The following is a 20,801-nucleotide window of genomic DNA, read 5'->3' as shown; positions in this document are numbered from 1 at the left end:
TCTTCCTTGAATCAATAACCTAAACGTTGCATTTCTTCAGAAAATGTTTCAGAAGTCCAAAGTTCACCAGACTCGCAACGAAAACCTTGTTGATTTAAAGATTGAACCAAATCAGTAAGTTCTGTTACGCCTGAAGAAAAGGCTTGAATTAAATGTTGAACAAAATCCTGCTCATAGACTGTTGGCACTTTATAACGTGTTTGCCAAACCAGAAGCTCTGGCTGTCCCGGTATTTGAATATTGTTGATCCCTGCTTCGGTCGCTGGCGTGGCATGAATCCAGTTCGCTAGCTTCTCATTAAATGTTTTCATGAGATTCCATCCTTATAAATAAGACTTATAGTTGAATTTGAACGTCCTGCCCTTCAACACGTACGGGATAAGTACACAAATCACGACATCCCGGTCCACTCTTTAGCTCACCTGTTTGAATATCAAAAATTGCCTCATGTAATGGGCATTCCACGGTTTGATCTTCAATAAAACCTTCTGTTAGTAACGCAAAGGCATGTGGGCAAACATTCTCGATCGCAAAATAATTGTCATCGATAAAAAAAACACCAATTTTCTTACCCTCGACTTCTATGGCTTTCGGCTCGTCTTCGGTAATGTCATCTTGCTGACAAACTGAGATCCAACTCATTTTTGCATCCTTATTTGTTTTATATATAAAACTTAATTTAGCATTTAAAACATAATGAATAGCATAAGCTTTGATCATTTTGCTTGTCAAATACTATATTTTTATGTTTTTCAATGAATTAATAAAAAGTTATATTTTTAGATGTTTCTTAATCAAAAAAATGTTTTATATATAAACATTGAGATTAGAAAAATTGATGATTACTATAGTGATATTCCATGTGCAGGAATTGCAAAATAAACATAGGGCAACTTGGCAATGAACTTAATAAATGATGCTCTCTTGGAGCAAAATGCTGAACCCAATAATGATGAACGTTATTTAGTACCGGGTTTGGTGCGTGGCTTAGCCATTTTAAAATTATTTGATCAACAGCATCAGGAAATGACCATTTCTGAAATCGCAGAAAAATTAGATGTAAACCGTTCGAGTGCTTTTCGTTTAATCCACACCTTAGAGTTTTGTGGTTATTTAAGAAAAATGTCGCAAAAGACTTATGCGCTGAACAGCAACGTGATGGAACTTGGTTTTAACAGCTTATCCAAATCATCGCTGACTGATCTGGCTAGCCCCATCATGCGTGAATTACGCGATAAAATTAAAATTGCTGTGCATCTTTCGATTTTAGAAGGTACCGATATTGTCTTTATCAGCAATGCCCAATCTATTGGTTCATTTACCAGTAATGTGCATATTGGTACACGTTGGCATGCCCATGCCACCGTAATTGGACAATTAATTTTATCTCGCCTTTCCGAGGCTGAAGTGGTTAAGCGTTATGAACATTTTACCGATTGGAAAGTCTATTCTGATCGTACACCACGTGATTTGGCGAGTTTATTAGAACGTTTAAACTATGTCCGCAGTCAGGATTTTATGATCAGTTGGGGGCACTTTAATACCGATATGGCTGCCAGTGCTGCACCTATTTATAGTCAGGCAACTCAAGAAATCGCTGCCGTATTATCTGTAAGCTGCCCATTGAGCACCTATACAGAAGATTTATTTAGAGGTGAAATTTCTCAAAATGTGGTTGAGTATGCTGATAAAATTTCAAAATTTATTTATTTTTAAGCATCGATAAATCTAATTACTTCAATTTAGGCATAGTGAAGACTAACCAAATTTTCTACACATACACGCCAAATAAGAAGTCCTTCTGGTTTTTTATTTGGTGATCATTATTATTTTATTTCTTTTCTTCTTTTTTTGAGGGGGGGGGCTTAAAATCTCAATGCTCACGCTATGCTTCTTAAAAGAATCGCTGCGCTTTTGGCTAAACCTGAATGTTTAAAAGTCGCAAACATTGGGCTGCTTTATAATTCAATTTCTCTACTGATGATGGCAGAAGCAATTGCTTGAGCAGTAGATTTTACTCCTAAGCGCTTTCTTATACTGCGTAAATGATTTTCAACAGTTCTCTCTGAAATTTTTAAAATGTCGGCAATCTCAAAATGCTTTTGACCCACTGCTGCCCATTTTAAAACTTCTTTTTCACGTTTGGTCAGTATTTTTTTATGCGCAATTCTATGCTTTTGTTTATGTAAAATTTCACCAAAAGCAATATTACAAACCATCTGTACTGTGAGTTTAAAATCAGCACCCATATCCGAAATTTCACCCGCAAATGAAATTGCCCCTTCTAAACCTGTTCGACCAAATACGGGCACTTGTATTCCATTGACCTCACCAAGATGCAGAGGGCTTTTGATAATCCGATAGGTTTCTTTTGCAGTTTTTTTATGCGAGCTCTTTGCCCAAAAAAAGGCTTCATCGTATTCAAAAATATGCTTGGTGATTGGGCAGAGGCGTAAATAAACTTCACGCTCTTTGATATTGCTGCGATCAACCCAGTTACCATGCACAAAGAAAACCTCATCAATCCATTCATGTTGGTTTTGAGGTGAAACACTACATACAATAATCCGATCAAAATTTAGCTGAGCGGCAAATCCCACCAGAATTTTAAATAGACTTTCGAGGTCACGCGCTTGTCTCAATTGGTGAACGGTCTGAAACAATAAATCGGCCAGTTGATTGCTTGCAAGTCTCATAAAGCCGTCTTCTCACTAAACTGAACACTTAAAACTAAAATATTGGAGATCAGTAGCAGATCGCCTCTAGATCTCCAATATTGAGATAAAAAATTGCGTCTAAATAGAAACAACGTCTTGATTGATGCTTATACCAATTCAGGATCAGCCAATAAGGTTTCAGCGGCTAACTTACCTAAATTATGCGATGCCAAAGGACTATCTCCAGTCAGAAGTTTTCGGTCTTTATGGACCTGCCCTGTAATACCTTTATTTAGGATTTTAACGCCTAATTTATCGAGATTTTCACCCACCAACCATTGTAATGGCCCAGGCATATAACCAATTTCAATATTTGCGCCTTTATCTAAAAAGTCAGGAAATACACAAATTTCATAATCTTTAAATATATAGTTTTCTGGTTTTTCATCGACGGCTGCGGCAAGTAAAGCTGCGGGTCCATGACACAGTGTAATCACATATTTATCGTTGTTTATCGCCCATTCTAAAACTTTTTTTACACTTTTACTTTCAGGAATTTTCGCGAGTACACCATGACCACCGGGAATGAAAACCCCTGCATATGGCGAGTTTCCAGCAATGATCTCGTCCAAAATATCATCAAGCTTTAACGGGTTTTTAAGTTTTTCAGCATACTTTGCATAAGTATCTAAAACCACTTTATCTTCATTCGGCATCGCCCACATTTCCAACTTGGCAGGATTGCCTGAGAGCGTTGCAATATCAAACTCAAAGCCTGCATTGTCTAAATGAAATACTGGAAGTAACATTTCAACTGGATGATTTCCTGTAGAAAAGAATTTACCGTTTTGCATCAGGATATAGCGCTCATCCGTTGCAATCATCAGAATTTTTTTGTCTCCACGATATGGATTGGGATAAGTCGTACCGTCATAATCTGTTTTCGATGCGGTGTACTGGCTTAAAGAATAAGGGGATGGAAAAAATGCATTATCTTCAGCAGTATCTGGTGTAGGTATTTTACTTAGTTCAGTCATTTTTTACTCCAAGCGTTCTTATAGAGGATATATTCAACATGCACAGTATATTCTGCCCTAAAAAGATTTTTGAATGAGGGAAAACCCCTATTTCTACAATTTTAAAACATATGCTGAATTCAATTTTTATCAGGCTATCGCCACCAATAAACCCTGCTTTTATTAACAGTAAATATCTGATTTTTAATTAATTAGATTTTAATAAAGATTTATATTTTCTACGATCAATACTCACGCTCGATACAGAAATACAACGTGGCGATGAAATTGAATACTGTGAGAGATTTTGTAAATGTCGATTGTGTATTGGCTTTGAAACTCAAAATTCCGCTTAGAAAAAAATCAATGGCTTCAATGATGAAACTTAACCATGATCTTAGATTAAGTTTCACCTGATTAGATTAACCCATTATCCTTGTTCACCAACAATGACGAAGTTCATGAATTTAAAACAATAGGTCATCGTTAAATTATTTCCATTCCATCTCACCCGTCAACACTTTAGAGCTTAACTCCAAAGAACTTTCTTCGGCCAAGTTCGGGTATTTTTCTTTTAAAGCAGCAATCACTGATGCTGAATCTTTATGATCTTTTAAAACTTGATCAACATCCACAAGGTATTGATAAGTAAAGTCGATTGCTTGAGTTCCTGTTGGAATATCACCAATATAATGTCCAGGAATCACTGCACGTGGATTTAAACGATTCATTTGTTTTAGCGTTTTTCGCCACTCGTTACGTTCTTTTTCAGTTTGTGCATCTGCTGTCCACAGATGAATCCCTGAAGATAACCCTACACCACCTAGAATTGTACGATTGCTTGGAACCCAAAGATAAGATGCGTATTTACCCGGTGATTTGATCTCAATTTTTTCACCTTCTAGCACAATGGTTTTATCTTCACTGGCACTCGGTACAATCACTTGAGATGGCGCACCATTTTTTAAGATAGGTCCCCAATAAGCAAACTTGCCTTCTTTGGTTGCTTCAATATGTTTAACAACTTCTGGGGTTGCAATCACTTTTGCATCTGGAAACGCTTGTACCAGTGGCTCTAAACCAAAATAAAAATCTGGATCACCCGCTGTAATCACAATATATTTAAGGTTTTTACCGCTGTCTTGAATGATTTTAACCAAGTTCTTTGCATCGTTAACACTGAATTGCGCATCCACCAGCACTGCATCTTTTTCACCCGAAATAAGTGTAGATGTAACTGGAAAAATGCCTTGTGCTTGTGGGTTATAAACTTTATAGCTTAACTCTGCTGCAAATGCAGAAGCACTCAACATCACTGAACTTGCAAGAAGTGATTTTAAAAATAATTTCATATTGTTGGCTCTCTTTAGAATTAAATTAAGATTTAAGTAGTTGTTGCTCTAAAAAACGTACAAAATCCTCTGATTTATTATAAAAACCATGAAGCGGTATTTTGCCCATTTCACCATGTTGATTTTCATACACCAATGTTGGAAAACCTTGTCCTCGAACATGGGATAATAATTGGCGTGCATGTTGAATATATTCATCTTGTTGATCTTGATCGATCGCATCTAAATATTTTGACCATTGGTCATTATTCAGTCCTAACTCGACAGCAAATTGAGCCAGTACACTATATTGTGTGACATTTAGACCTTTTTGATAGTAGCCCAGTTGTATTAAATTTAATAACGATATCATCGCGCTATGCCCTAACCCCTGCTGAATACTCAGTAAAGCATGAGTTGCAGGGATAGAGTTCATGATCAGTGTGCTGTCTTTAAGCAAACCATTTTTATATTCATCACCAAAATCAACACCTGTGAGTTGATGGATTTGTTCATCATAGTGAATGATCTGTGTTCGCATTGCTGCTGTCATTTGTGGTTGATGATCTTCACTATAAAGTCCACCAAAATGTAGACGTTGTAGATTTGGAAATTTTTCTTCGACTGCATTAATTAAAGGCAGTGCACCATAACTCCAGCCGCAGATCGGGTCGATAATCCAGTGTAGAATTGGAGAAGCCATAAATTAACTCTCATCTATAAATATATGATTCAAAATATGTGAAAAGCCACACAGTTTTGCTGATATTTGTTATAGTAAATAATAAACTTACTTTTTGTAAGTACTTACTAAAAAGTAAGTGTTTTTTAGTCGTGGAAAGTTTATGAATACTGATGAATCTTGTTTAGCCGCAAATGTGTTGTCAAAGAATTGCCCGTCTCGGGTTAAGCTTATGCATTTAACCAATCGTTGGGGCGTTTTGGTCATGTTCTGTTTAAGAAGAGGGACTCACCGTTTTAGTGAGTTAAGACGGAGAATTGATGGCATCAGTGAAAAAATGTTGACTCAAACTTTACGTGATTTGGAAAATGATGGTTTTGTGATTCGTAAGGAATATCCAATTATTCCGCCACATGTAGAATATTCTTTATCTGAAAATAAAGGAGTTGAAGTCGCTGAAAAAATTTATGATTTGGTTCAATGGATTGAACAGAATGAAAATTAACTTAGAATTGTTATAAGTTTTCTGTTTAAGGTTCTTTTTAACTTTTCTTAAGTTTGATATTATCGATAAACATAAGGGACTGAGTGATATCTATTTCAACTTATATTATTTAGGTTCTTAATACTTTATTGCCTAAATTAAATTCATTCACCATCACTTCCAAATCATAACTAATTTTTAAGATTTTATTATCGATATATTTATTTAAATCTAAAGATGTAAAAGGTGAGAAAATATTCATTAACTTAATTAAATCACCAATTCTTTTCACTTCAAATTCGACAATATCTAAACTTATATTCTTTTTATTCATATTAACAAGATTTACTGTGACTTCATATTCAAACCCCACATACATATCACTTTCAATTTCTGGATAAATATAAAAATCTAAAATTAATTTTTATTTTTTGAATTTAATTCGATCTCATACAATTCATAAAAAATATTTTTATAAAATTATGCATCTATAACATCAAACTTTTCATCTTCTTCTAAGGAGCTTAGCTATTTCAAATCTACGTTATATAGATGATTTTTTACAATCATCCAATTTCTTTTTACCTTGTAAGGCATAAAAAAACTCTCATTCAAATAATCTTTAAAACTCATATTTAATTTATCCTTTTCTAATAAGAATCATTAAATAATCTTTCTAAGATTATTTAATGATCTCGCCAATCCTAAACAATATAATTGATTTTCCAAATAATTACACGACAATGATCACTAATTTTCAAAAACTTCAAATGAATATAAACTCAAATTATTAATTTTCTCCAATTGCTTTTTCATAAATTCGTATTTACTTTGTTTTTCTTTATTTTTTCCATTAAAAAATCCAAATTTCAAAATAGTTACAATTTCACTATCAGTTATTTGATAATTATTATCAGGCAACTTATTATTTAATAATTTAAACTGATCACAGAACAATCCCTCATATGAGTAGTATTCACCTAAGTAATCACTACTATGTTTAATAAAATAAATATCAAATTTATTTTGAAAAATTTCTTCTAAATCAAACATCTTAAGTTTTGAAGTATATGTTAAAAAAAAGCTTTTTTTCATTTTACACCTTATACAAAAAAGTAAAAATCATTACTTACTAAGCCTTTATTTGAATATTTCATATGTTATTATTTCAAAAATGAGATCCTATTTAAACTTCAAAGATTTTTCTTATATAATTCTATTAAACCAATTTTCCTATCCATTTCAATATTTTCATCTTTATTAATTTTTTTCAAAAACAAAATAATTAATAGCACCGTAAAAAAAGAATTTAAAAAATCAATCAAATCAAATTTTTTCTTTAAATAAACTATATTTTCTGATGTAATTTTAAGACTAATAATATTTTTTTTAATTTTTACCAAAACAAAACGTATATCCTGCGAAGGAAAGCCAATATCATAAACTCCTTTTTCAAAAAACTCATTAAATCCATCAGCAATAAATCCCCAAAACCAATTAATATCATCTACAATTTCTGATCCAAAAATTTCCTTCCCATAATAAAAAATTATGATTTTTCCTTGAACATAGTCCCAATCAAGACTCTTTACTTGATGAGATAAAGTAAAATCATTGATATCTACATAATTTTCATTAATTTTAATGAGTGACTTAAATTCAATCATACTGCCTCTTAATAAAATTGCCCTATTCGCCCACGATTCAACCCAACTACTCGACAATTTGTTTTAGGCAGTTGGAACATTTTTGCATTTGCCCCTGCCTCTGCTAATTTTTCACGATTAGCTTGTAGTACAGCTTTAATTTCTGTTTCAATTTGCGTTATTGACAAACTCGGACACAAGAAAGACTGTGTACTTTTAATTGAACCATCCCAATATTCTGGATGATGTCGTTTTAAAATATGAGTCATTGCAGCTTTGTCTAAAATATATGTATTGCTTCCAAACTGATACCTTTTTGTTTGGAAATTCTCTAAAGCATTAACTACATTCGAATGCGGGCATGTTTTTTAGGAGTGCCTTCTTCTGGCTTTGCTGATCCTTACTTTTGCTTACCACTTTTTTGAAGACCAAGTGGATCTACCCAACTAATTGAACTTATATTCTATCAAGCAAAAATTCTCTTTCACCCTGAACTAGAAGATTCAATTTATCAGCATTTTTATCAATTACCCGTGACTTTTAATACTTAGCCCTAAATTAAGAATTTAATTTTATAAATCTGTGGTTGTTAGCTTAAACTTACCTAACAGTTCTTTAGAAATAAATGACGGTGTCAACATTAGGTATTCCGTTTAAAAGAGTTATAATTTTTTCGTTATCATGAGTATTTATTCCGTAGCATTATCTTTTATATTAATACCATTTTTATTAGTATTAATAAGTTATTTAAATTACAAAGCCCATTAATTCCTCTCACTACTTTCACAATTTAATTTAATACATAGAAGTATTTTCCGTTTGAAATTCTTCTATTTTTTTAAAATTTAAATTGTTTTTTTCATTTAATTCTCTAGATTTACCAGATAGCAATTCAATACAGAATATTCTTAATAAATTTTTAACATGATTATTTTTCGATTGCTTAAACTCGTCAAATATAATTTCAAAAACTCGATTACAATTATCAGAGTCAAGTAAATACTCCCCCCACCAAGCAAATGGATAACTAGCCTTTGATGAGAATAATTCTTTAATCAAGAAAAATACAGCATCTAACATATCAGTATATTTAATAAAATACCCATTGGACTCATTTTGATATTGATCAGCCTTTAAACACGAGGTTAAATAATCAATAATTACAACATCAGGCGACTCAACCTCTTCATTATTATAGTGATTATTAATATAATTCCGTTCTGAGTTGAAGTTTAATAAGTCTTTTTTATTAAAACCTATTACATATTTTGGATGCACCCAAAATTCAAATTTCTCATCTTCATTTAGTTTTTTAATTTCCATTAACTCTATATTATGATTAAAATATTTCATATTCGCTTTCCAGTTGGTTGTACTTTAACAGGCATTGCCAAAGCTCCTTCTAACTTTCTAATATATGGATCAGCATACATATGTAATTTTGCTTTATCTTTCACACATAGACTGAATGCATTGTCTACACTTTTCATAGTCTTTTTAAAACTAGTAAGTAATCCTTTTCCTTTTTCAACGTGATCTCCAGCACCTGGCCCAACTAATATTCCTGTAGCTTTTGTATAACCAATCGAACCACTAACTCCACCTGCTATTTTCAATTTAGCATTTGGTCTATTAGTATAGTCATGAATAGCGATAAGATGTTTAATCTCCTTTAATTTTTCATTATAAATTTTCTGACTTTTTTCACATTGAGTCATTAACCCAAGTGGATCAATCCAACCAGTTGAACTCGATGCATATTGATAAGAATTATTTCCTCCCAATAATCCAATCGGATCCTTACTTACGAATCTCCCCACATAAGGTGAATAGTAACGATAACGGTTGTAATGGAGCCCAGTTTCTTCATCAAAATACTGACCTTGGAAACGAATGTTGTTGCTGATGATTTCAGAGTTTTCAAAGAAACTGGATTTAGCTTTTTCAGTTTTACACTCACCCCAAGCTTTATATTCAGCTTTCCAAATGATCGAACCTGTATGGTCGCTCATTTCTTGTGGTGTACCCAAATGGTCACAGTGGTAGAACCATACATCATCAAAGCCTTTGCTTTGCTTGGTAGTTTTCCATAGTGGGTCACGATGTACACTATACGGCTTGTCTGACCAATCAGGTGTTTGATGTAATTCTATAGGGCTTTGATAGACGGCTTGCAGCATCGGCACAAAACTATCTTTTTCGTAGATATAGTGTTTAGTGGCTTGTTCTGTTGACTCATAAGCTAATGTGTCACCATCCCATCCATAGATGATGTTGTGCTCATCACCTGTATGGTGGTGCTTACTACGTTTTTGTATTCTTCGTCCTAAAGCGTCATAGCGATATTCTGCTGTATATTGGCTGTTACGGCTTTTGATCATTCGACCATAAACATCCCACTCAAGATTTAAATCACCTTGCGTTGATTTTTGTCGAACCAATTGTCCGTATGCATCATATTGGTATTGTTGGTCGAGGTATTCTTTGACCACGTTATTGACTAGACGATTGTAACCATAGCCTTTTTCTTCTGCTCGTTGTACATGGTTTTGATCTTGATGTTGGGCTTTGTCATCATTGTAGCGATCTATGATGTTACTGGCTGGGTCAAAGCTAAAGGTTTCTTTACCGAGTTTACTGGTGGCTTCAAGTATACGTCAAATGCCCGCTAATCGCTTAAACTGAATATCTATAAGCTTTTGAATATAAATATATTTCTTTTTTAAATTATGCATCAATACTCAAACAATTTTGATTTATAAAAAAGACCTCAGATTGATTAATATTCAAAATTTAAAAAATTTCCTCTAAAGTAGGCAAAATATTTTTTAACTCATTAATTTCACAAATAATATTATCCTGTAATAAAAAAGAGTCTTCTTTATCTTTGAACTCATATATATTTTTTTTCAACATATCAATTATTAATGCTATAGAGTTAGTATAATAAAATTCTCGTCCCAATTTTTTTTCCTTGTTCCTAGTCTCGATTCTAGAAGCTATTTCACTTCCATTGATTACCCGATTAAAACGCTTTTCTTCCATTACTTTATTATCATTAAGATCTTTCATTAAAATAGAAATGATTTCTTTTCTTAAGTTAATATTCTCATTTACAACATATTTAATTTGATATAAATAACAAAGACTTGCCCATTGGATTGAATTTTTACGATTAAAATCGCAAAACTCTATACTATCTAAAAATTCTCTGATCACAGAATAATTATCAAACTCTTGAACAAATAAGTTATAAACCAATCTAACAAGTTCTAAAGTTTTATCACTTTCTTTTATATCAAAATTATTTTCCAATGATTTAAAATATTCCTTTTGATAATCATACTTTAACAACTCATTTAAAATTTCCAACTTTATAGTCATTGAATCACCCAAGCTAATAAATTAAATTTATTCAAAATACTATAAGTTTATTATTCATATATTCGATCACTAATAACTCTACCAATATCATGTTTCAGACTTCCTATATTTTTAGATTCGACAGAGATAATTGGGTTTTCCCAATCATTATCTTTAATTAATTCCGTTCTAAATACTCCATTTTCATCCAAATCAGGATACCACCCTACATCTAAAATAATTTTTTGATTTTTAAAATTAATTTGCAATAAATCTTGAGATAAATCAAAAACTGTATCTTCTGTTACTTCAAAATTATCATTTATCCAAGAAATAGAGTCATGATCTACAATTCCTGTTTTAATGTCTATTTCCCACCAAATACTCATTTTGACCTCTTAATATAACTATCATGTGTCGTTTTAGAAATTGGATGTCCATGAATAACGCCCTGTGAGCATTCTACATGCATATATTCAGTTTCTTTACCTAAACAATCGGTATAGCTAAGTAAGTTACCTTGATCATCGTATTTCAGGGCTTTACTCCCCCCTTAAAACTTGATAAAGAAAGAGACTAAAATCAGCCTCCTTAAACTGCTATAAAATTAGTTATTTGGCTTTACTCCTTGTTTTTCGACTTCTTTAGCAATGTCTAACATGACTTGGAACTTATCCAACTGAGCAACAAAAGGAATATATTGGAATAAATCTACTTTCTTCATGTTCTCTATGACTTGTTTCCCACCGAGTACCGCAGGAGGTTCAAATGCATAGATTTCATTTTCTTTAAGCTCACCTAAGTTAGTTAAACAGCGATCAAAAAGTAATTTTTCATTTTTATCATAAATATCTATATCTTCATTTTTTGCCTGAGTAACTATAGTTGATAAAAAAGCTCCAAGATGATCCATTTCTTCTAATTCTTGAACCTCCCTCATTGAGGGATAAATTCTTAAATTTACAACATCTATTGTTAATTTTGACCTCGTATTTTTACCAATAGTATGCAGCTCACCAAAAGCACTTCGACCAATAACATAGAAATCATCATATTGAGTAAAATCAGTATCTTTTAAACACGATTCTAAAACATCCTCATAATCCGCAGGATTAACTAACCAGAATCCACCGTTTTCAAATGAAGCAAAACCTAACTTTTCCCAAATATAAAATAGGTATTCGGGAAAAGTATGATTATATTGAGCAATAAACTCAGGCGAAGGCTTTTTACCAATCTTAATATTCGTAAATTTAACCTTAAAATAGTCAAAATATTTTTTTATTTCTTCCTGTTGGTTTATCGGTAACATTATTTACATCTCTCTAATTTTACATTGAGTTTGGTTGTGTCTTTAACAGTAGGGGAAACGCCTTTGACAGCATTGTCAATAAAAAAAGCCATCCTTTTATAGATAGCTTCTTATTTAATTGAAAAAATTTTAGTCTAGCCCATCAAAATACCAATACACTTCCCCCCAATCGGTCTGTGATAAGGTTGGTAATATTTCGCCTTGCGTAAAGTAAGGACGTGTATCAGGTTGAGCTGGTGTCGTCCAATATCCTGTCTTTGAGCATTTTTCCCCACCTTTTTGAGATATCCCCAAATTATTTGACACAAAATCTGCATCATTGTTTTCAGTCACTTGTTCAACCAATATCCATGTTGTTGGTACCTCTCTTGGGTCTTCAATCGTATCAGGTGTGGTCCAGAGATCTGGATTATTTTCAAAGGCACTTACTTCAGGCGCTAATTTCCAGTCATCATCGTTTTCAGCGCCCATTTTTAACTCCTGCATTAAAAACTTACACGCTGAATAGGGTTCAGTTGAGCGGTAAATACCAGTAACCATAATTGGTTCATCAGTTTTTATCATTACAGCAGTATTAAGTTTATATTTAGGCAAGGAATTAGGAAAATTTATACCGATTAAGTACCTATCTTCTAATAAATTCTTATAATCCCATTGGGAATCATGGTAATCACTCGTAATATAAATATTGGTTGCCCTAATAGATAGAATATCTCTTTTTTCTTTAAATACTACACTTGCACCTTTTTGCACTTGATCCATCCAGTCATAGGGATAATCTCGCCATTGAGCGATAAGATCATTACGAATACTACTCATCCGTCTAAGTATCGGCAAAAAACCAGCTTTTAAATCTTCAAGTCCATCTAATAAATGGTGAAGTGTCCCTTTAAAATTAGGCAGTACCATTGTTCCCCAAACATAGTCAGCCTGATGGGATGGATGCTGTGAACGATGATCAGGGGCTAAATTTGCACTGTATTGATCTAAAAGTTTTTCAGCATACTGGATTAAGTCTTCCCAAAGTAAAACAGTTTGGTAATAATACCTATAGGTTGTAAATTGCTCAATTACATATATTTCTTTGGGGAAGAGTTCCAGTTTTTGTAAATCAATCATTTATTTACTCACTATTTCACATAGACACTATTTTTAAGCACAGGCACACCCACCAAATCAACAACATGACCAAGATCGTCGTCTCCATAGCCCCAACCTGTGGGTTTACGTGTGCCAAGGTTAGAAACTTGTAACATTTTAGGATCCAGTACAATTTGGATCGCCCCACCATCTAATGAAAATTCTTTTGCTTCATTCATTTTTTTATCCCAATCCAATTGTGAAATGCCATCAGGCTTACGACCAGCGGTATCCATCACTTGTGACCCTGTTTTGCCTTCCCAGCCTTTTAACCCCCCTTTAGGAACAGTATAGGTTACATACTCTCCATTACTGTTCCAACTTCCCCACACGGCAAAGTTACGTCGCCAATCATCCTTATTGCTGAGCTTTGCAAACTCCTCCTTTCTCATCCAGCAAACTGAGTTATCCGCAGAACCAGGAGAAATAATTCGATAAAGCACCTCACCTTCTTTAAATTCTGTGGCACGAGCTGCATTTCTAGCAAAAGTAGTAAAACCATCGCCAATATCTGGGTAACCTTCATTTAAAAAATGGGCTTGACTTGTAGGTGGCTCAGCTCTTGAATGAGCTTTATATGGTAATGGGGTTTTATTTCTATCCGCCCATTTTGGGGTCTTCTTTTTCATCTGCTCCAATTCATCTAGGTACGGAAACCAAATTTTATCTAGATTCTTTTTATTCACTGTCGCTCTAAATGCCATATCACTTTCGATCTCTAATCGTCGTTGAACTTTTCTTAGCATTTTAATTGCAGCAGTTAATATTTCATTGTCTTGAAGCAATTTAGGTAATTTATTATTAATAAAATCTTTTAATTTTTTCTGTTCTTCAAGTGCTTCCTGGACAAGCTTATTATTACCACCGAATCGCTTAACATAACCAATCAATTTATCAAATATTCCAAGAAGATATTTGGCTTGCTTAATTACATATGAGCTGTTTTTGCTTGCTTCACTTATTAATATTTCAATTTTCCCTGCCACAAACTTATATGGGTCTCCAATTTTTTTAAACTGAAGATACTTTTGAACATCCGCTCTATTTAAAAAAACTTTCACCTGTTTTAATGCTTTTTCTAAAGTTTCATCTATCCTTTTTTCAAATGCAGGTAATCGATGAAAATTAGCGGGTACATTCTTAAACGTCCGACGAAGTATCGAAAGTATAATTTTCAACATACCTTTAGCAAATGAACCAATTGTTGGAACAACTCCAATAATCGTAATCACCATCATAATTTTGGGCAAATTATCATCCGGTTTTTCTCTAACTTGTATACTACAAGCAAAAAAATCACGTACATCACATATTTGATCAACAATAGGAATCATTGAAATAACCATTCCAGTCGCAATCTGCCCTACTGTAGGATCTTCATGAAAATCCCCTTTGATCACTTCCCACAACCAAATACCAACATTCTTTGCTGCTTCACTCCCTTGTTTTGCCGCAGAAAAGAAAGCCAATGCACTTTTTAAAGTTTGTTCGGTTACAGCATTAGCAGCCTGTTGTGCGGTACTTTCGATTTGCTTTTGTGCCGTTTCTAATTTCTTTTTTCCCACATCGATATTTTTAGAAACTTCTTTGCTAATTTCTTGAACTTTCTTTTTGGCAGCCCCAACACTTGCATCAACATTTTTTTGCGCTGTACTTATACCTTCTGAAACTTGTTTTTGAGCAACATCATACCCTCGAGATACAGTTTTTTGAGCACTGTTCACGCCATCTGAAACAGTATCAGAAACCGAGTTTTTTATTCTTTTTACACCACTTGCAATATCATCAAAAAAATCAGACATATTTTTCTCTCTATTTTATATTTTTTTCTATTGCTTGAAATAAATCATCATAATCAGGCCATGGCTCATCTTCTGGATTAAACTCATATTCAACTTTTATCGCTTTTTGTGGCACATTGTCATGATGCGCTTTGCCTGCTGAATCTAGCTTTCCTTCAATAATCTGATTATTTTCAAAATGAATTTTATAGCCAATATCTGCAAATGGCTCTCTAAGTGTATCCAGCAGTTCTAAGCCTATCCAATTTTGATTATTATATTCCGGTAGGACAGGAACATTGGTATTCACACTACTCCCACCCTGAAATACATGCTGCCCAGCATTTACCTCAAACTTCCCACCTGTTTTTGGGAAAATTCCTGAATTATTCAGTGCAATTTGCGATGAACCACCTGTAATCACAACCTCTTTAGGACTACTAATCACAACTTTGTCATCGGTAGATGAAATGGTAATACCCAGCTTGGCAAATACATCTAAAGCATCGGACTGTGCTTGAATTTCAACTTTACTTTGTGCTGCAATGGCTTTAATGCCACCTTGAGCAGCAAATAAACTGAGTTTGTTTTGCGCGTGTGCAATCAAATTCTTTTGCGTACTCAAGTTGATGCTATCGCCTGCAATTTGATTGATCTGCGAATCTGCTGATAAATGAATATCTTCAGGGGTACTTAAGGCAATCCCATCTTGTGAACTTAATAAAAGTAAGGCTTTATTGAATTTTGCAATTTTTTGCTCAAGCTGTTCTGTAAATTCTTTGAGTTGTTCAATCGATTCAATTTCATCCGTCTTTTGATTCTTGGCAATATCACTTAAAGCTTTACTGTTGGTCTGACTACCCTCAAGTTGCTTTTTGGCAAGCTCTGAATCAAGGTGATCACCTTTGGCTTGGTCTTGTTTATAGGTTGAAAGTAGTAAACCTTGCCCTGCCCGAACTGCTCCCCATTGGTCTGTACGAAGTTCAAAGCCTTCACCACGATCTTCACTTTCCGCTTTGTCTTTAGGATGACTCAGTTTGCCCAAGTTGAGTTGGCTGGCCCCATGACTACTCTGTAACTGGCTGCTGATTTGGCCTGTAGTATCGTCAAACCTCAGTTGATTGTAGCCACTGCCTTGATACTCTCGACTTTTTATTCCTGCCAGTTTCTTGGTGTCAGGCAGTTTGCCTTTGTCATCAAACTTACTTGGATGACGTTGTGCTTCATGGATGCGCCCAACCACAAATGGACGGTCAATGTTGCCATCAAAGAAGTCAATCACGACAATCTCACCGATTCTCGGTAAGAATCGCGCCCCATAGCCTTCACCTGCCCATGGGGTCAGGACATCGACCCAAGCGGAATCTGTGTCATTGTCATTAGAACCCGCACCGCCATCATGGGTATTGTCTTCATTACGGCTAAACAGGAAGCGAACTTTAATACGCCCCCATTCATCGACATGGATTTCTTCTCCACTTGGCCCCACCACTTTGGCCCGTTGTGCTGATGCAATCGGTCGGTGTTGTAATGGGTTATAAGCTGGAACCGTGCTGATGTTACGACGTTGAATGGTTAAATTACTGGCTTGACGTTCATCACTCGTGTTGCTGGTGATTTGACTTGTTTGCCAATTGCTTTGTTGAACTAAAGCGGTGACTTGATCAGTGAGATCTTTAGGTAAGTTATTTTGGTTATAAAAGCTTTTAGCCGTGATTAAAAATTCTTTGTCTGCACCTGAGTGTTGATCTATCTCAGGGTGTTCATTCAGTTCAAACCAATAGCCAACATGTGCATCGCGCACAGTTGACGTTGCTGTAAATTGTTTGGCTTGTGAATCGTAGTAGTTACTGAGGTTTTGGTTAAACTTTTCAATTTGACTGTTGCCCGATGGCGTTGCGCCATCTTCACCATTCAAGTCTTGAATCCATGCAGGGCTAAAGTGCCATGCTTGTTCTAAAGCTAGACTGGCATTGTCATAATTTTCACTATGGCTGTGTTTACTTTGGACACTGCCAGCGCCTTCATCAATATCCAATACATCAGCTTGCCAACGTTGGATATGCACTGAAGTCGGTTGAATGGAACGCTGGCCAATAAAATTGGTAATTGAATCAGTTTTTTCTACGGCGCTGCTTCTATGGAAGCGAATATTGCGGCGTTCTAAGGCACTAAATTGCGAATTATCATCAATTAAACGAAGCTTTTGTGCTTGGATTTGTTCTGTTGAACTCGACACTTTAAGTTGTGCTTCATCGATCAGCCAGTTAATCCCTTCACTTCTCATCAAACGGGTCAGGAAGTCAAAGTCACTTTCAGATGCCTGCATAATGAATGGACGCACATCATAGTCTTTGCTCAGTCCACTCTTATCTAAACTTAGACTTGAAGCAAACAGCGGGCTGCGTTGTGCCCATTCTTGGAACACGGTCTGGATCACATCCACAACCGACTTATTCATAAATACTCGAGAGTTTCTACGGTGTTTCCAAAGTGCTGTTGGGTCTTCTACAGTCAGACGATAGATGGTAAGAGAACCATCAGATGCGCCAATATCGGCTTGGGTCACAATCCCTGAAATACGGGTTAATTCGGATTTATCTGTGACGATATCAATTGCAGCTTGCGTTCCAATAAAGCTTTTTAAAGGGATAGTTGCTGACGTTGCAAGACAGATGAGTTGGAGCCGAACACCCTCATTGATTTGATGTATTCCATCGATACGTTGTAGGAACACCTGTTGGCTCAACGCCGAATTAGAAAATTGTATGTGGATCGCACGTTTTTGTGCTGATAAGCCAAGCTGCTCCAAAGCAGCGTAAATATTGTTAGACATGCATTATTATTTAATTTTAAATTGTGATGTATTCTACTAAAAAGTTAGGCGGACTGTCTATACAGACCTGTCTATTTATTACTGGTTATTTACACAACACTGACTTGGTTTTGAATATGCCCGTTTTAGCTCAATATCATTATTGATAATGGTCATTTGTACTGATTAAAAGCTTGAAAGTGTGCTTAGAGTTTTTTCACCAAACATAAGTGATCAACAGCTCAAGATAAAAAGCTAAAATATCAATCACATAAAATATTAATATTGGATTCTTATTCACGCTCTAAAATACGGGGACCGGATCCTTGGTGTCTCAATATATCTTCTGGATTACGTAAAGGACATTGCTTTAGAGATAAACAACCACAACCAATACACCAATCCATTTCATCTCTTAAACGTGTTAGTTTTTGAATACGCTCATCTAAATCCTTACGCCAATGCGATGATAACACTGACCATTGTTCTGCGGTTAATTTGCTTCCCATAGGATAAACACTTAATGCATTTTTAATTTCCTCCAGAGAAATTCCGACTTTTTGTGCAACCTTAATAATTCCAATATAACGTAAGACAATTGATGGAAAACGACGCTGATTTCCATTTGTTCTAATACTTTTAATTAGCCCTTTCGACTCATAAAAATGCAAGGTTGAAACGGCTACACCACTCCGTTTAGCCACCTCTCCTACCGTCATCATTCGATTAAAATCAATTTTTTCTTCTGTCTGCATTTTGATATTTCTCAATATTACTTGAGGTTTTATAATTCAGCAAAGTACATTTGTCAATTGATCTTAGCTGCCATGGCTTTTCATCATTACAACTCAAAATACAAAAAACGCTATCGCCAATTTAATCCATTGTAAAAATCTTATCCCTCTACAAATTTTCTGATCAAAGCCCATTGACCTAAATATAACTTGAGGTTTTAGACTGCTTGCCACAGCTGTTATGAATAACAACAAGCTATTCATTTTAAAGGTTTTAATTATCCAGTCTTATTTCTTCAGGAAATATTCTCATGCCATATTTCATTAAATTAAGTTTAGAAAGCCAATGGCTGTGGGCCATCAGCAGATGTTGTCTTGCGCTTCTATTTCTAAGTTCAGGACTTAGTAAAATTCTTGCTGTTGAAACAGGATTTTTGGAAATGCAGGCTGCTGGTCTAGAGCCTGCGTGGTTATTTAATTATGCTTCTGCGTTGATTCTGCTTGTGGGCGCCTATTGTATTTTATTTGAGCGGCATATGTGGTTCGGCACACTGATTCTTTCTGTATTTTTAGCACTGACAATTGTGATTGTACATCACTTTTGGAACATGTCTGGTATCCAAGCCAATATCGCCTTTTACTTTGCACTTGAACATATTTCAGTGATTGGCGGTCTTTTAGCGCTGACCATTGCCAGTCATTTTCGACAACAACTCCGCAACCTTGGAGTTGTCGCATGAAAAACAACAAATGGCTTTTTCTAATCGCGATCACTTTAATTCTCGTGGGTGTCTCAATCTATTTTTATTTAAATTCTCGTTCAAGTGAAACGCATCAATCTGGCGCTTACCCTCCAGTCAAAGTGGCCTTGAGTACAGTGGTCGAACAAAATATTCCACAAGTGCTTTCCAGTATTGGTGAGTTGGAAGCAATCCGACAAGTCAAAGTGTCAACAGAAATAACAGGTATGATCAAACAGATTTATTTCCAATCTGGACAAGCTGTTCAACAAGGTCAAATACTGATTCAACTCAATACCGATGTTGAACAAGCTCAATTAGGTCGCTTGCAAGCCAAATTGAAACAAGCCGAAATGGCCTATCACCGCACCAAACTCCTGATTGATAGTCATGCGATTTCAAAGGCAGAAATGGATACAGCATTGGCTGATCGAGATATGACGCGTGCAGAAATCCAACAGCTACAAGCCAGCATAAAACAGAAAGCGATTCGTGCCCCCTTTTCTGGTGTCATGGGAATACGCCAAGTACATCAAGGACAATATTTAGAGGCAGGCACTAGTATTGCTAATCTGGTCGACTTTCGACAAATTCTTGCCAATTTCACATTGGATGAACAATTGGCATCGAGGTTAAAAATCGGACAATCTGTACAACTCAAAATTGATGCATTTCCTGAAAAGTCCTTTACAGCTGTGGTAAGTGCAATCGAACCGCTGATCACAACATCGCGAACTGTGCAAGGGCAAGCAATTTTAAATAACCATGATCAACAGTTAAAACCGGGCATGTATGCCAAATTAGACATCCAAGAATCTGAACTTCCAAGCTTGGTCGTTCCTGAAACTGCAATTACCTATACAGCTTATGGCAATACTGTCTTCCTTGCAAAACAAGACCAGAACAAGCTTATTGTGCAACGTGTGGCTGTAGTACTCGGTGAGCGCCATCAAGCCAAAGTTGTAGTCAAATCTGGGCTCAAAGCAGGTGATCAAGTTGTTGTATCAGGGCAACTTAAATTAAGTGATGGTATGCAAGTTGAGCCGACCGTAAATACACTTGAGCATCCCCAATCTTCCTCGATCAAGCCCAAAGTCTAG

The 20,801-nt window shown here is 35.1% G+C and carries 22 protein-coding genes and 2 pseudogenes; 4 read left to right on the top strand and 20 right to left on the bottom strand.

Features of this window, described 5'->3' with window-relative positions; genetic code table 11:
• Positions 1-11: 11 nt before the first annotated feature.
• Both FHR28_RS03885 and FHR28_RS03880 read right to left on the bottom strand, forming a co-directional pair.
• Positions 12-311 (bottom strand): recombinase-like helix-turn-helix domain-containing protein, encoded by a 300-nt coding sequence (locus FHR28_RS03885; RefSeq protein ID WP_004823462.1) that lies wholly within the window; start codon positions 309-311, stop codon positions 12-14.
• A gap of 25 nt (positions 312-336) precedes the next feature.
• Positions 337-642, bottom strand: coding sequence for a non-heme iron oxygenase ferredoxin subunit (locus tag FHR28_RS03880; RefSeq protein ID WP_034615827.1), 306 nt, complete (start codon positions 640-642; stop codon positions 337-339).
• Positions 643-900: 258 nt separating this feature from the next.
• Between FHR28_RS03880 and FHR28_RS03875 the strand changes: the two genes are divergently transcribed.
• Positions 901-1,716: an IclR family transcriptional regulator gene (locus FHR28_RS03875; protein WP_004717641.1), complete on the top strand. Its 816-nt coding sequence runs from the start codon at positions 901-903 to the stop codon at positions 1,714-1,716.
• 242 nt (positions 1,717-1,958) lie between these two features.
• Here the strand turns inward: FHR28_RS03875 and FHR28_RS03870 are convergent, their stop codons facing one another.
• The 4 genes from FHR28_RS03870 to FHR28_RS03855 form a co-directional block, all read right to left on the bottom strand.
• Positions 1,959-2,696 carry a PA1136 family autoinducer-binding transcriptional regulator gene (locus tag FHR28_RS03870; RefSeq protein WP_166781976.1) on the bottom strand — a complete coding sequence of 246 codons (738 nt, stop codon included), beginning with the start codon at positions 2,694-2,696 and terminating at the stop codon, positions 1,959-1,961.
• A 128-nt stretch (positions 2,697-2,824) separates the two neighbouring features.
• A complete protein-coding gene (gene hchA / locus FHR28_RS03865) occupies positions 2,825-3,694 on the bottom strand; it encodes a glyoxalase III HchA (protein ID WP_166781975.1) in 870 nt (289 codons plus the stop codon).
• A gap of 470 nt (positions 3,695-4,164) precedes the next feature.
• Entirely contained in the window at positions 4,165-5,025 is an 861-nt protein-coding gene (locus FHR28_RS03860) for a Vmh family MBL fold metallo-hydrolase (RefSeq protein WP_166781974.1), read from the bottom strand.
• A gap of 25 nt (positions 5,026-5,050) precedes the next feature.
• Positions 5,051-5,707, bottom strand: a complete 657-nt coding sequence (locus FHR28_RS03855; protein WP_154130339.1) for a DsbA family protein — start codon at positions 5,705-5,707, stop codon at positions 5,051-5,053.
• A gap of 142 nt (positions 5,708-5,849) precedes the next feature.
• On the opposite strand from FHR28_RS03855, the gene FHR28_RS03850 reads away from it, so the two are divergent.
• Complete coding sequence (locus FHR28_RS03850; protein WP_004717650.1) at positions 5,850-6,191, top strand: winged helix-turn-helix transcriptional regulator; 342 nt, start codon at positions 5,850-5,852, stop codon at positions 6,189-6,191.
• Between the two features lie 109 nt (positions 6,192-6,300).
• On the opposite strand, the gene FHR28_RS21805 is transcribed toward FHR28_RS03850, so the two are convergent.
• The 14 genes and pseudogenes from FHR28_RS21805 to soxR all read right to left on the bottom strand — a co-directional run bounded on the left by FHR28_RS21805 (position 6,301) and on the right by soxR (position 18,982).
• On the bottom strand, positions 6,301-6,543 hold the full coding sequence (locus tag FHR28_RS21805) for a hypothetical protein (RefSeq protein ID WP_228722014.1): 243 nt from the start codon (positions 6,541-6,543) through the stop codon (positions 6,301-6,303).
• Between the two features lie 377 nt (positions 6,544-6,920).
• Complete coding sequence (locus tag FHR28_RS03840; RefSeq protein WP_166781973.1) at positions 6,921-7,265, bottom strand: hypothetical protein; 345 nt, start codon at positions 7,263-7,265, stop codon at positions 6,921-6,923.
• 98 nt (positions 7,266-7,363) lie between these two features.
• Positions 7,364-7,837, bottom strand: a complete 474-nt coding sequence (locus tag FHR28_RS21745; RefSeq protein ID WP_171527299.1) for a hypothetical protein — start codon at positions 7,835-7,837, stop codon at positions 7,364-7,366.
• Positions 7,838-7,845: 8 nt separating this feature from the next.
• On the bottom strand, positions 7,846-8,085 hold the full coding sequence (locus FHR28_RS21800) for a hypothetical protein (protein ID WP_228722013.1): 240 nt from the start codon (positions 8,083-8,085) through the stop codon (positions 7,846-7,848).
• A gap of 526 nt (positions 8,086-8,611) precedes the next feature.
• Positions 8,612-9,169 (bottom strand): hypothetical protein, encoded by a 558-nt coding sequence (locus FHR28_RS03825; RefSeq protein ID WP_056513188.1) that lies wholly within the window; start codon positions 9,167-9,169, stop codon positions 8,612-8,614.
• A pseudogene (locus FHR28_RS03820) lies at positions 9,166-10,473 on the bottom strand (RHS repeat domain-containing protein); the annotation flags it as partial. The pseudogene FHR28_RS03820 and the gene FHR28_RS03825, both read right to left, overlap by 4 nt.
• Positions 10,474-10,609: 136 nt before the next feature.
• Positions 10,610-11,200 carry a hypothetical protein gene (locus tag FHR28_RS03815; protein ID WP_166781971.1) on the bottom strand — a complete coding sequence of 197 codons (591 nt, stop codon included), beginning with the start codon at positions 11,198-11,200 and terminating at the stop codon, positions 10,610-10,612.
• Positions 11,201-11,250: 50 nt separating this feature from the next.
• Positions 11,251-11,568 carry a hypothetical protein gene (locus tag FHR28_RS03810; protein WP_056513199.1) on the bottom strand — a complete coding sequence of 106 codons (318 nt, stop codon included), beginning with the start codon at positions 11,566-11,568 and terminating at the stop codon, positions 11,251-11,253.
• 71 nt (positions 11,569-11,639) lie between these two features.
• Positions 11,640-11,732 (bottom strand): annotated as a pseudogene (locus tag FHR28_RS22105) (RHS repeat domain-containing protein); the annotation flags it as partial.
• 54 nt (positions 11,733-11,786) lie between these two features.
• Positions 11,787-12,491, bottom strand: coding sequence for a GAD-like domain-containing protein (locus FHR28_RS03805; protein WP_166781970.1), 705 nt, complete (start codon positions 12,489-12,491; stop codon positions 11,787-11,789).
• A gap of 129 nt (positions 12,492-12,620) precedes the next feature.
• Positions 12,621-13,610: a hypothetical protein gene (locus FHR28_RS03800; RefSeq protein ID WP_166781969.1), complete on the bottom strand. Its 990-nt coding sequence runs from the start codon at positions 13,608-13,610 to the stop codon at positions 12,621-12,623.
• 11 nt (positions 13,611-13,621) lie between these two features.
• Complete coding sequence (locus tag FHR28_RS03795; RefSeq protein ID WP_166781968.1) at positions 13,622-15,433, bottom strand: hypothetical protein; 1,812 nt, start codon at positions 15,431-15,433, stop codon at positions 13,622-13,624.
• A gap of 10 nt (positions 15,434-15,443) precedes the next feature.
• On the bottom strand, positions 15,444-18,248 hold the full coding sequence (locus FHR28_RS03790) for a type VI secretion system Vgr family protein (RefSeq protein WP_166781967.1): 2,805 nt from the start codon (positions 18,246-18,248) through the stop codon (positions 15,444-15,446).
• Between the two features lie 272 nt (positions 18,249-18,520).
• Complete coding sequence (gene soxR / locus FHR28_RS03785) at positions 18,521-18,982, bottom strand: redox-sensitive transcriptional activator SoxR (RefSeq protein ID WP_166781966.1); 462 nt, start codon at positions 18,980-18,982, stop codon at positions 18,521-18,523.
• A 290-nt stretch (positions 18,983-19,272) separates the two neighbouring features.
• Here soxR and FHR28_RS03780 point away from each other — a divergent pair, with 290 nt between their 5' ends.
• Positions 19,273-19,701 (top strand): DoxX family protein, encoded by a 429-nt coding sequence (locus tag FHR28_RS03780; protein ID WP_056513228.1) that lies wholly within the window; start codon positions 19,273-19,275, stop codon positions 19,699-19,701.
• Positions 19,698-20,801 (top strand): efflux RND transporter periplasmic adaptor subunit, encoded by a 1,104-nt coding sequence (locus tag FHR28_RS03775; RefSeq protein WP_166781965.1) that lies wholly within the window; start codon positions 19,698-19,700, stop codon positions 20,799-20,801. Before FHR28_RS03780 ends, FHR28_RS03775 begins: the two co-directional genes overlap by 4 nt.

This window comes from Acinetobacter sp. BIGb0196, assembly GCF_011759595.1.
GTDB lineage: Bacteria > Pseudomonadota > Gammaproteobacteria > Pseudomonadales > Moraxellaceae > Acinetobacter > Acinetobacter guillouiae.
The sequence above is the reverse complement of the archived record's forward strand: the minus strand, read 5'-3'. Positions and strand labels throughout refer to the sequence as shown.

What these genes read in the sequence shown, in the direction of transcription:
- FHR28_RS03885 (WP_004823462.1), bottom strand. Translation starts at nt 311, where the DNA reads ATGAAAACATTTAATGAGAAGCTAGCGAACTGGATTCATGCCACGCCA.
- FHR28_RS03880 (WP_034615827.1), bottom strand. Translation starts at nt 642, where the DNA reads ATGAGTTGGATCTCAGTTTGTCAGCAAGATGACATTACCGAAGACGAG.
- FHR28_RS03875 (WP_004717641.1), top strand. Translation starts at nt 901, where the DNA reads ATGAACTTAATAAATGATGCTCTCTTGGAGCAAAATGCTGAACCCAAT.
- FHR28_RS03870 (WP_166781976.1), bottom strand. Translation starts at nt 2,696, where the DNA reads ATGAGACTTGCAAGCAATCAACTGGCCGATTTATTGTTTCAGACCGTT.
- hchA (WP_166781975.1), bottom strand. Translation starts at nt 3,694, where the DNA reads ATGACTGAACTAAGTAAAATACCTACACCAGATACTGCTGAAGATAAT.
- FHR28_RS03860 (WP_166781974.1), bottom strand. Translation starts at nt 5,025, where the DNA reads ATGAAATTATTTTTAAAATCACTTCTTGCAAGTTCAGTGATGTTGAGT.
- FHR28_RS03855 (WP_154130339.1), bottom strand. Translation starts at nt 5,707, where the DNA reads ATGGCTTCTCCAATTCTACACTGGATTATCGACCCGATCTGCGGCTGG.
- FHR28_RS03850 (WP_004717650.1), top strand. Translation starts at nt 5,850, where the DNA reads ATGAATACTGATGAATCTTGTTTAGCCGCAAATGTGTTGTCAAAGAAT.
- FHR28_RS03840 (WP_166781973.1), bottom strand. Translation starts at nt 7,265, where the DNA reads ATGAAAAAAAGCTTTTTTTTAACATATACTTCAAAACTTAAGATGTTT.
- FHR28_RS21745 (WP_171527299.1), bottom strand. Translation starts at nt 7,837, where the DNA reads ATGATTGAATTTAAGTCACTCATTAAAATTAATGAAAATTATGTAGAT.
- FHR28_RS21800 (WP_228722013.1), bottom strand. Translation starts at nt 8,085, where the DNA reads ATGACTCATATTTTAAAACGACATCATCCAGAATATTGGGATGGTTCA.
- FHR28_RS03825 (WP_056513188.1), bottom strand. Translation starts at nt 9,169, where the DNA reads ATGAAATATTTTAATCATAATATAGAGTTAATGGAAATTAAAAAACTA.
- FHR28_RS03815 (WP_166781971.1), bottom strand. Translation starts at nt 11,200, where the DNA reads ATGACTATAAAGTTGGAAATTTTAAATGAGTTGTTAAAGTATGATTAT.
- FHR28_RS03810 (WP_056513199.1), bottom strand. Translation starts at nt 11,568, where the DNA reads ATGAGTATTTGGTGGGAAATAGACATTAAAACAGGAATTGTAGATCAT.
- FHR28_RS03805 (WP_166781970.1), bottom strand. Translation starts at nt 12,491, where the DNA reads ATGTTACCGATAAACCAACAGGAAGAAATAAAAAAATATTTTGACTAT.
- FHR28_RS03800 (WP_166781969.1), bottom strand. Translation starts at nt 13,610, where the DNA reads ATGATTGATTTACAAAAACTGGAACTCTTCCCCAAAGAAATATATGTA.
- FHR28_RS03795 (WP_166781968.1), bottom strand. Translation starts at nt 15,433, where the DNA reads ATGTCTGATTTTTTTGATGATATTGCAAGTGGTGTAAAAAGAATAAAA.
- FHR28_RS03790 (WP_166781967.1), bottom strand. Translation starts at nt 18,248, where the DNA reads ATGTCTAACAATATTTACGCTGCTTTGGAGCAGCTTGGCTTATCAGCA.
- soxR (WP_166781966.1), bottom strand. Translation starts at nt 18,982, where the DNA reads ATGCAGACAGAAGAAAAAATTGATTTTAATCGAATGATGACGGTAGGA.
- FHR28_RS03780 (WP_056513228.1), top strand. Translation starts at nt 19,273, where the DNA reads ATGCCATATTTCATTAAATTAAGTTTAGAAAGCCAATGGCTGTGGGCC.
- FHR28_RS03775 (WP_166781965.1), top strand. Translation starts at nt 19,698, where the DNA reads ATGAAAAACAACAAATGGCTTTTTCTAATCGCGATCACTTTAATTCTC.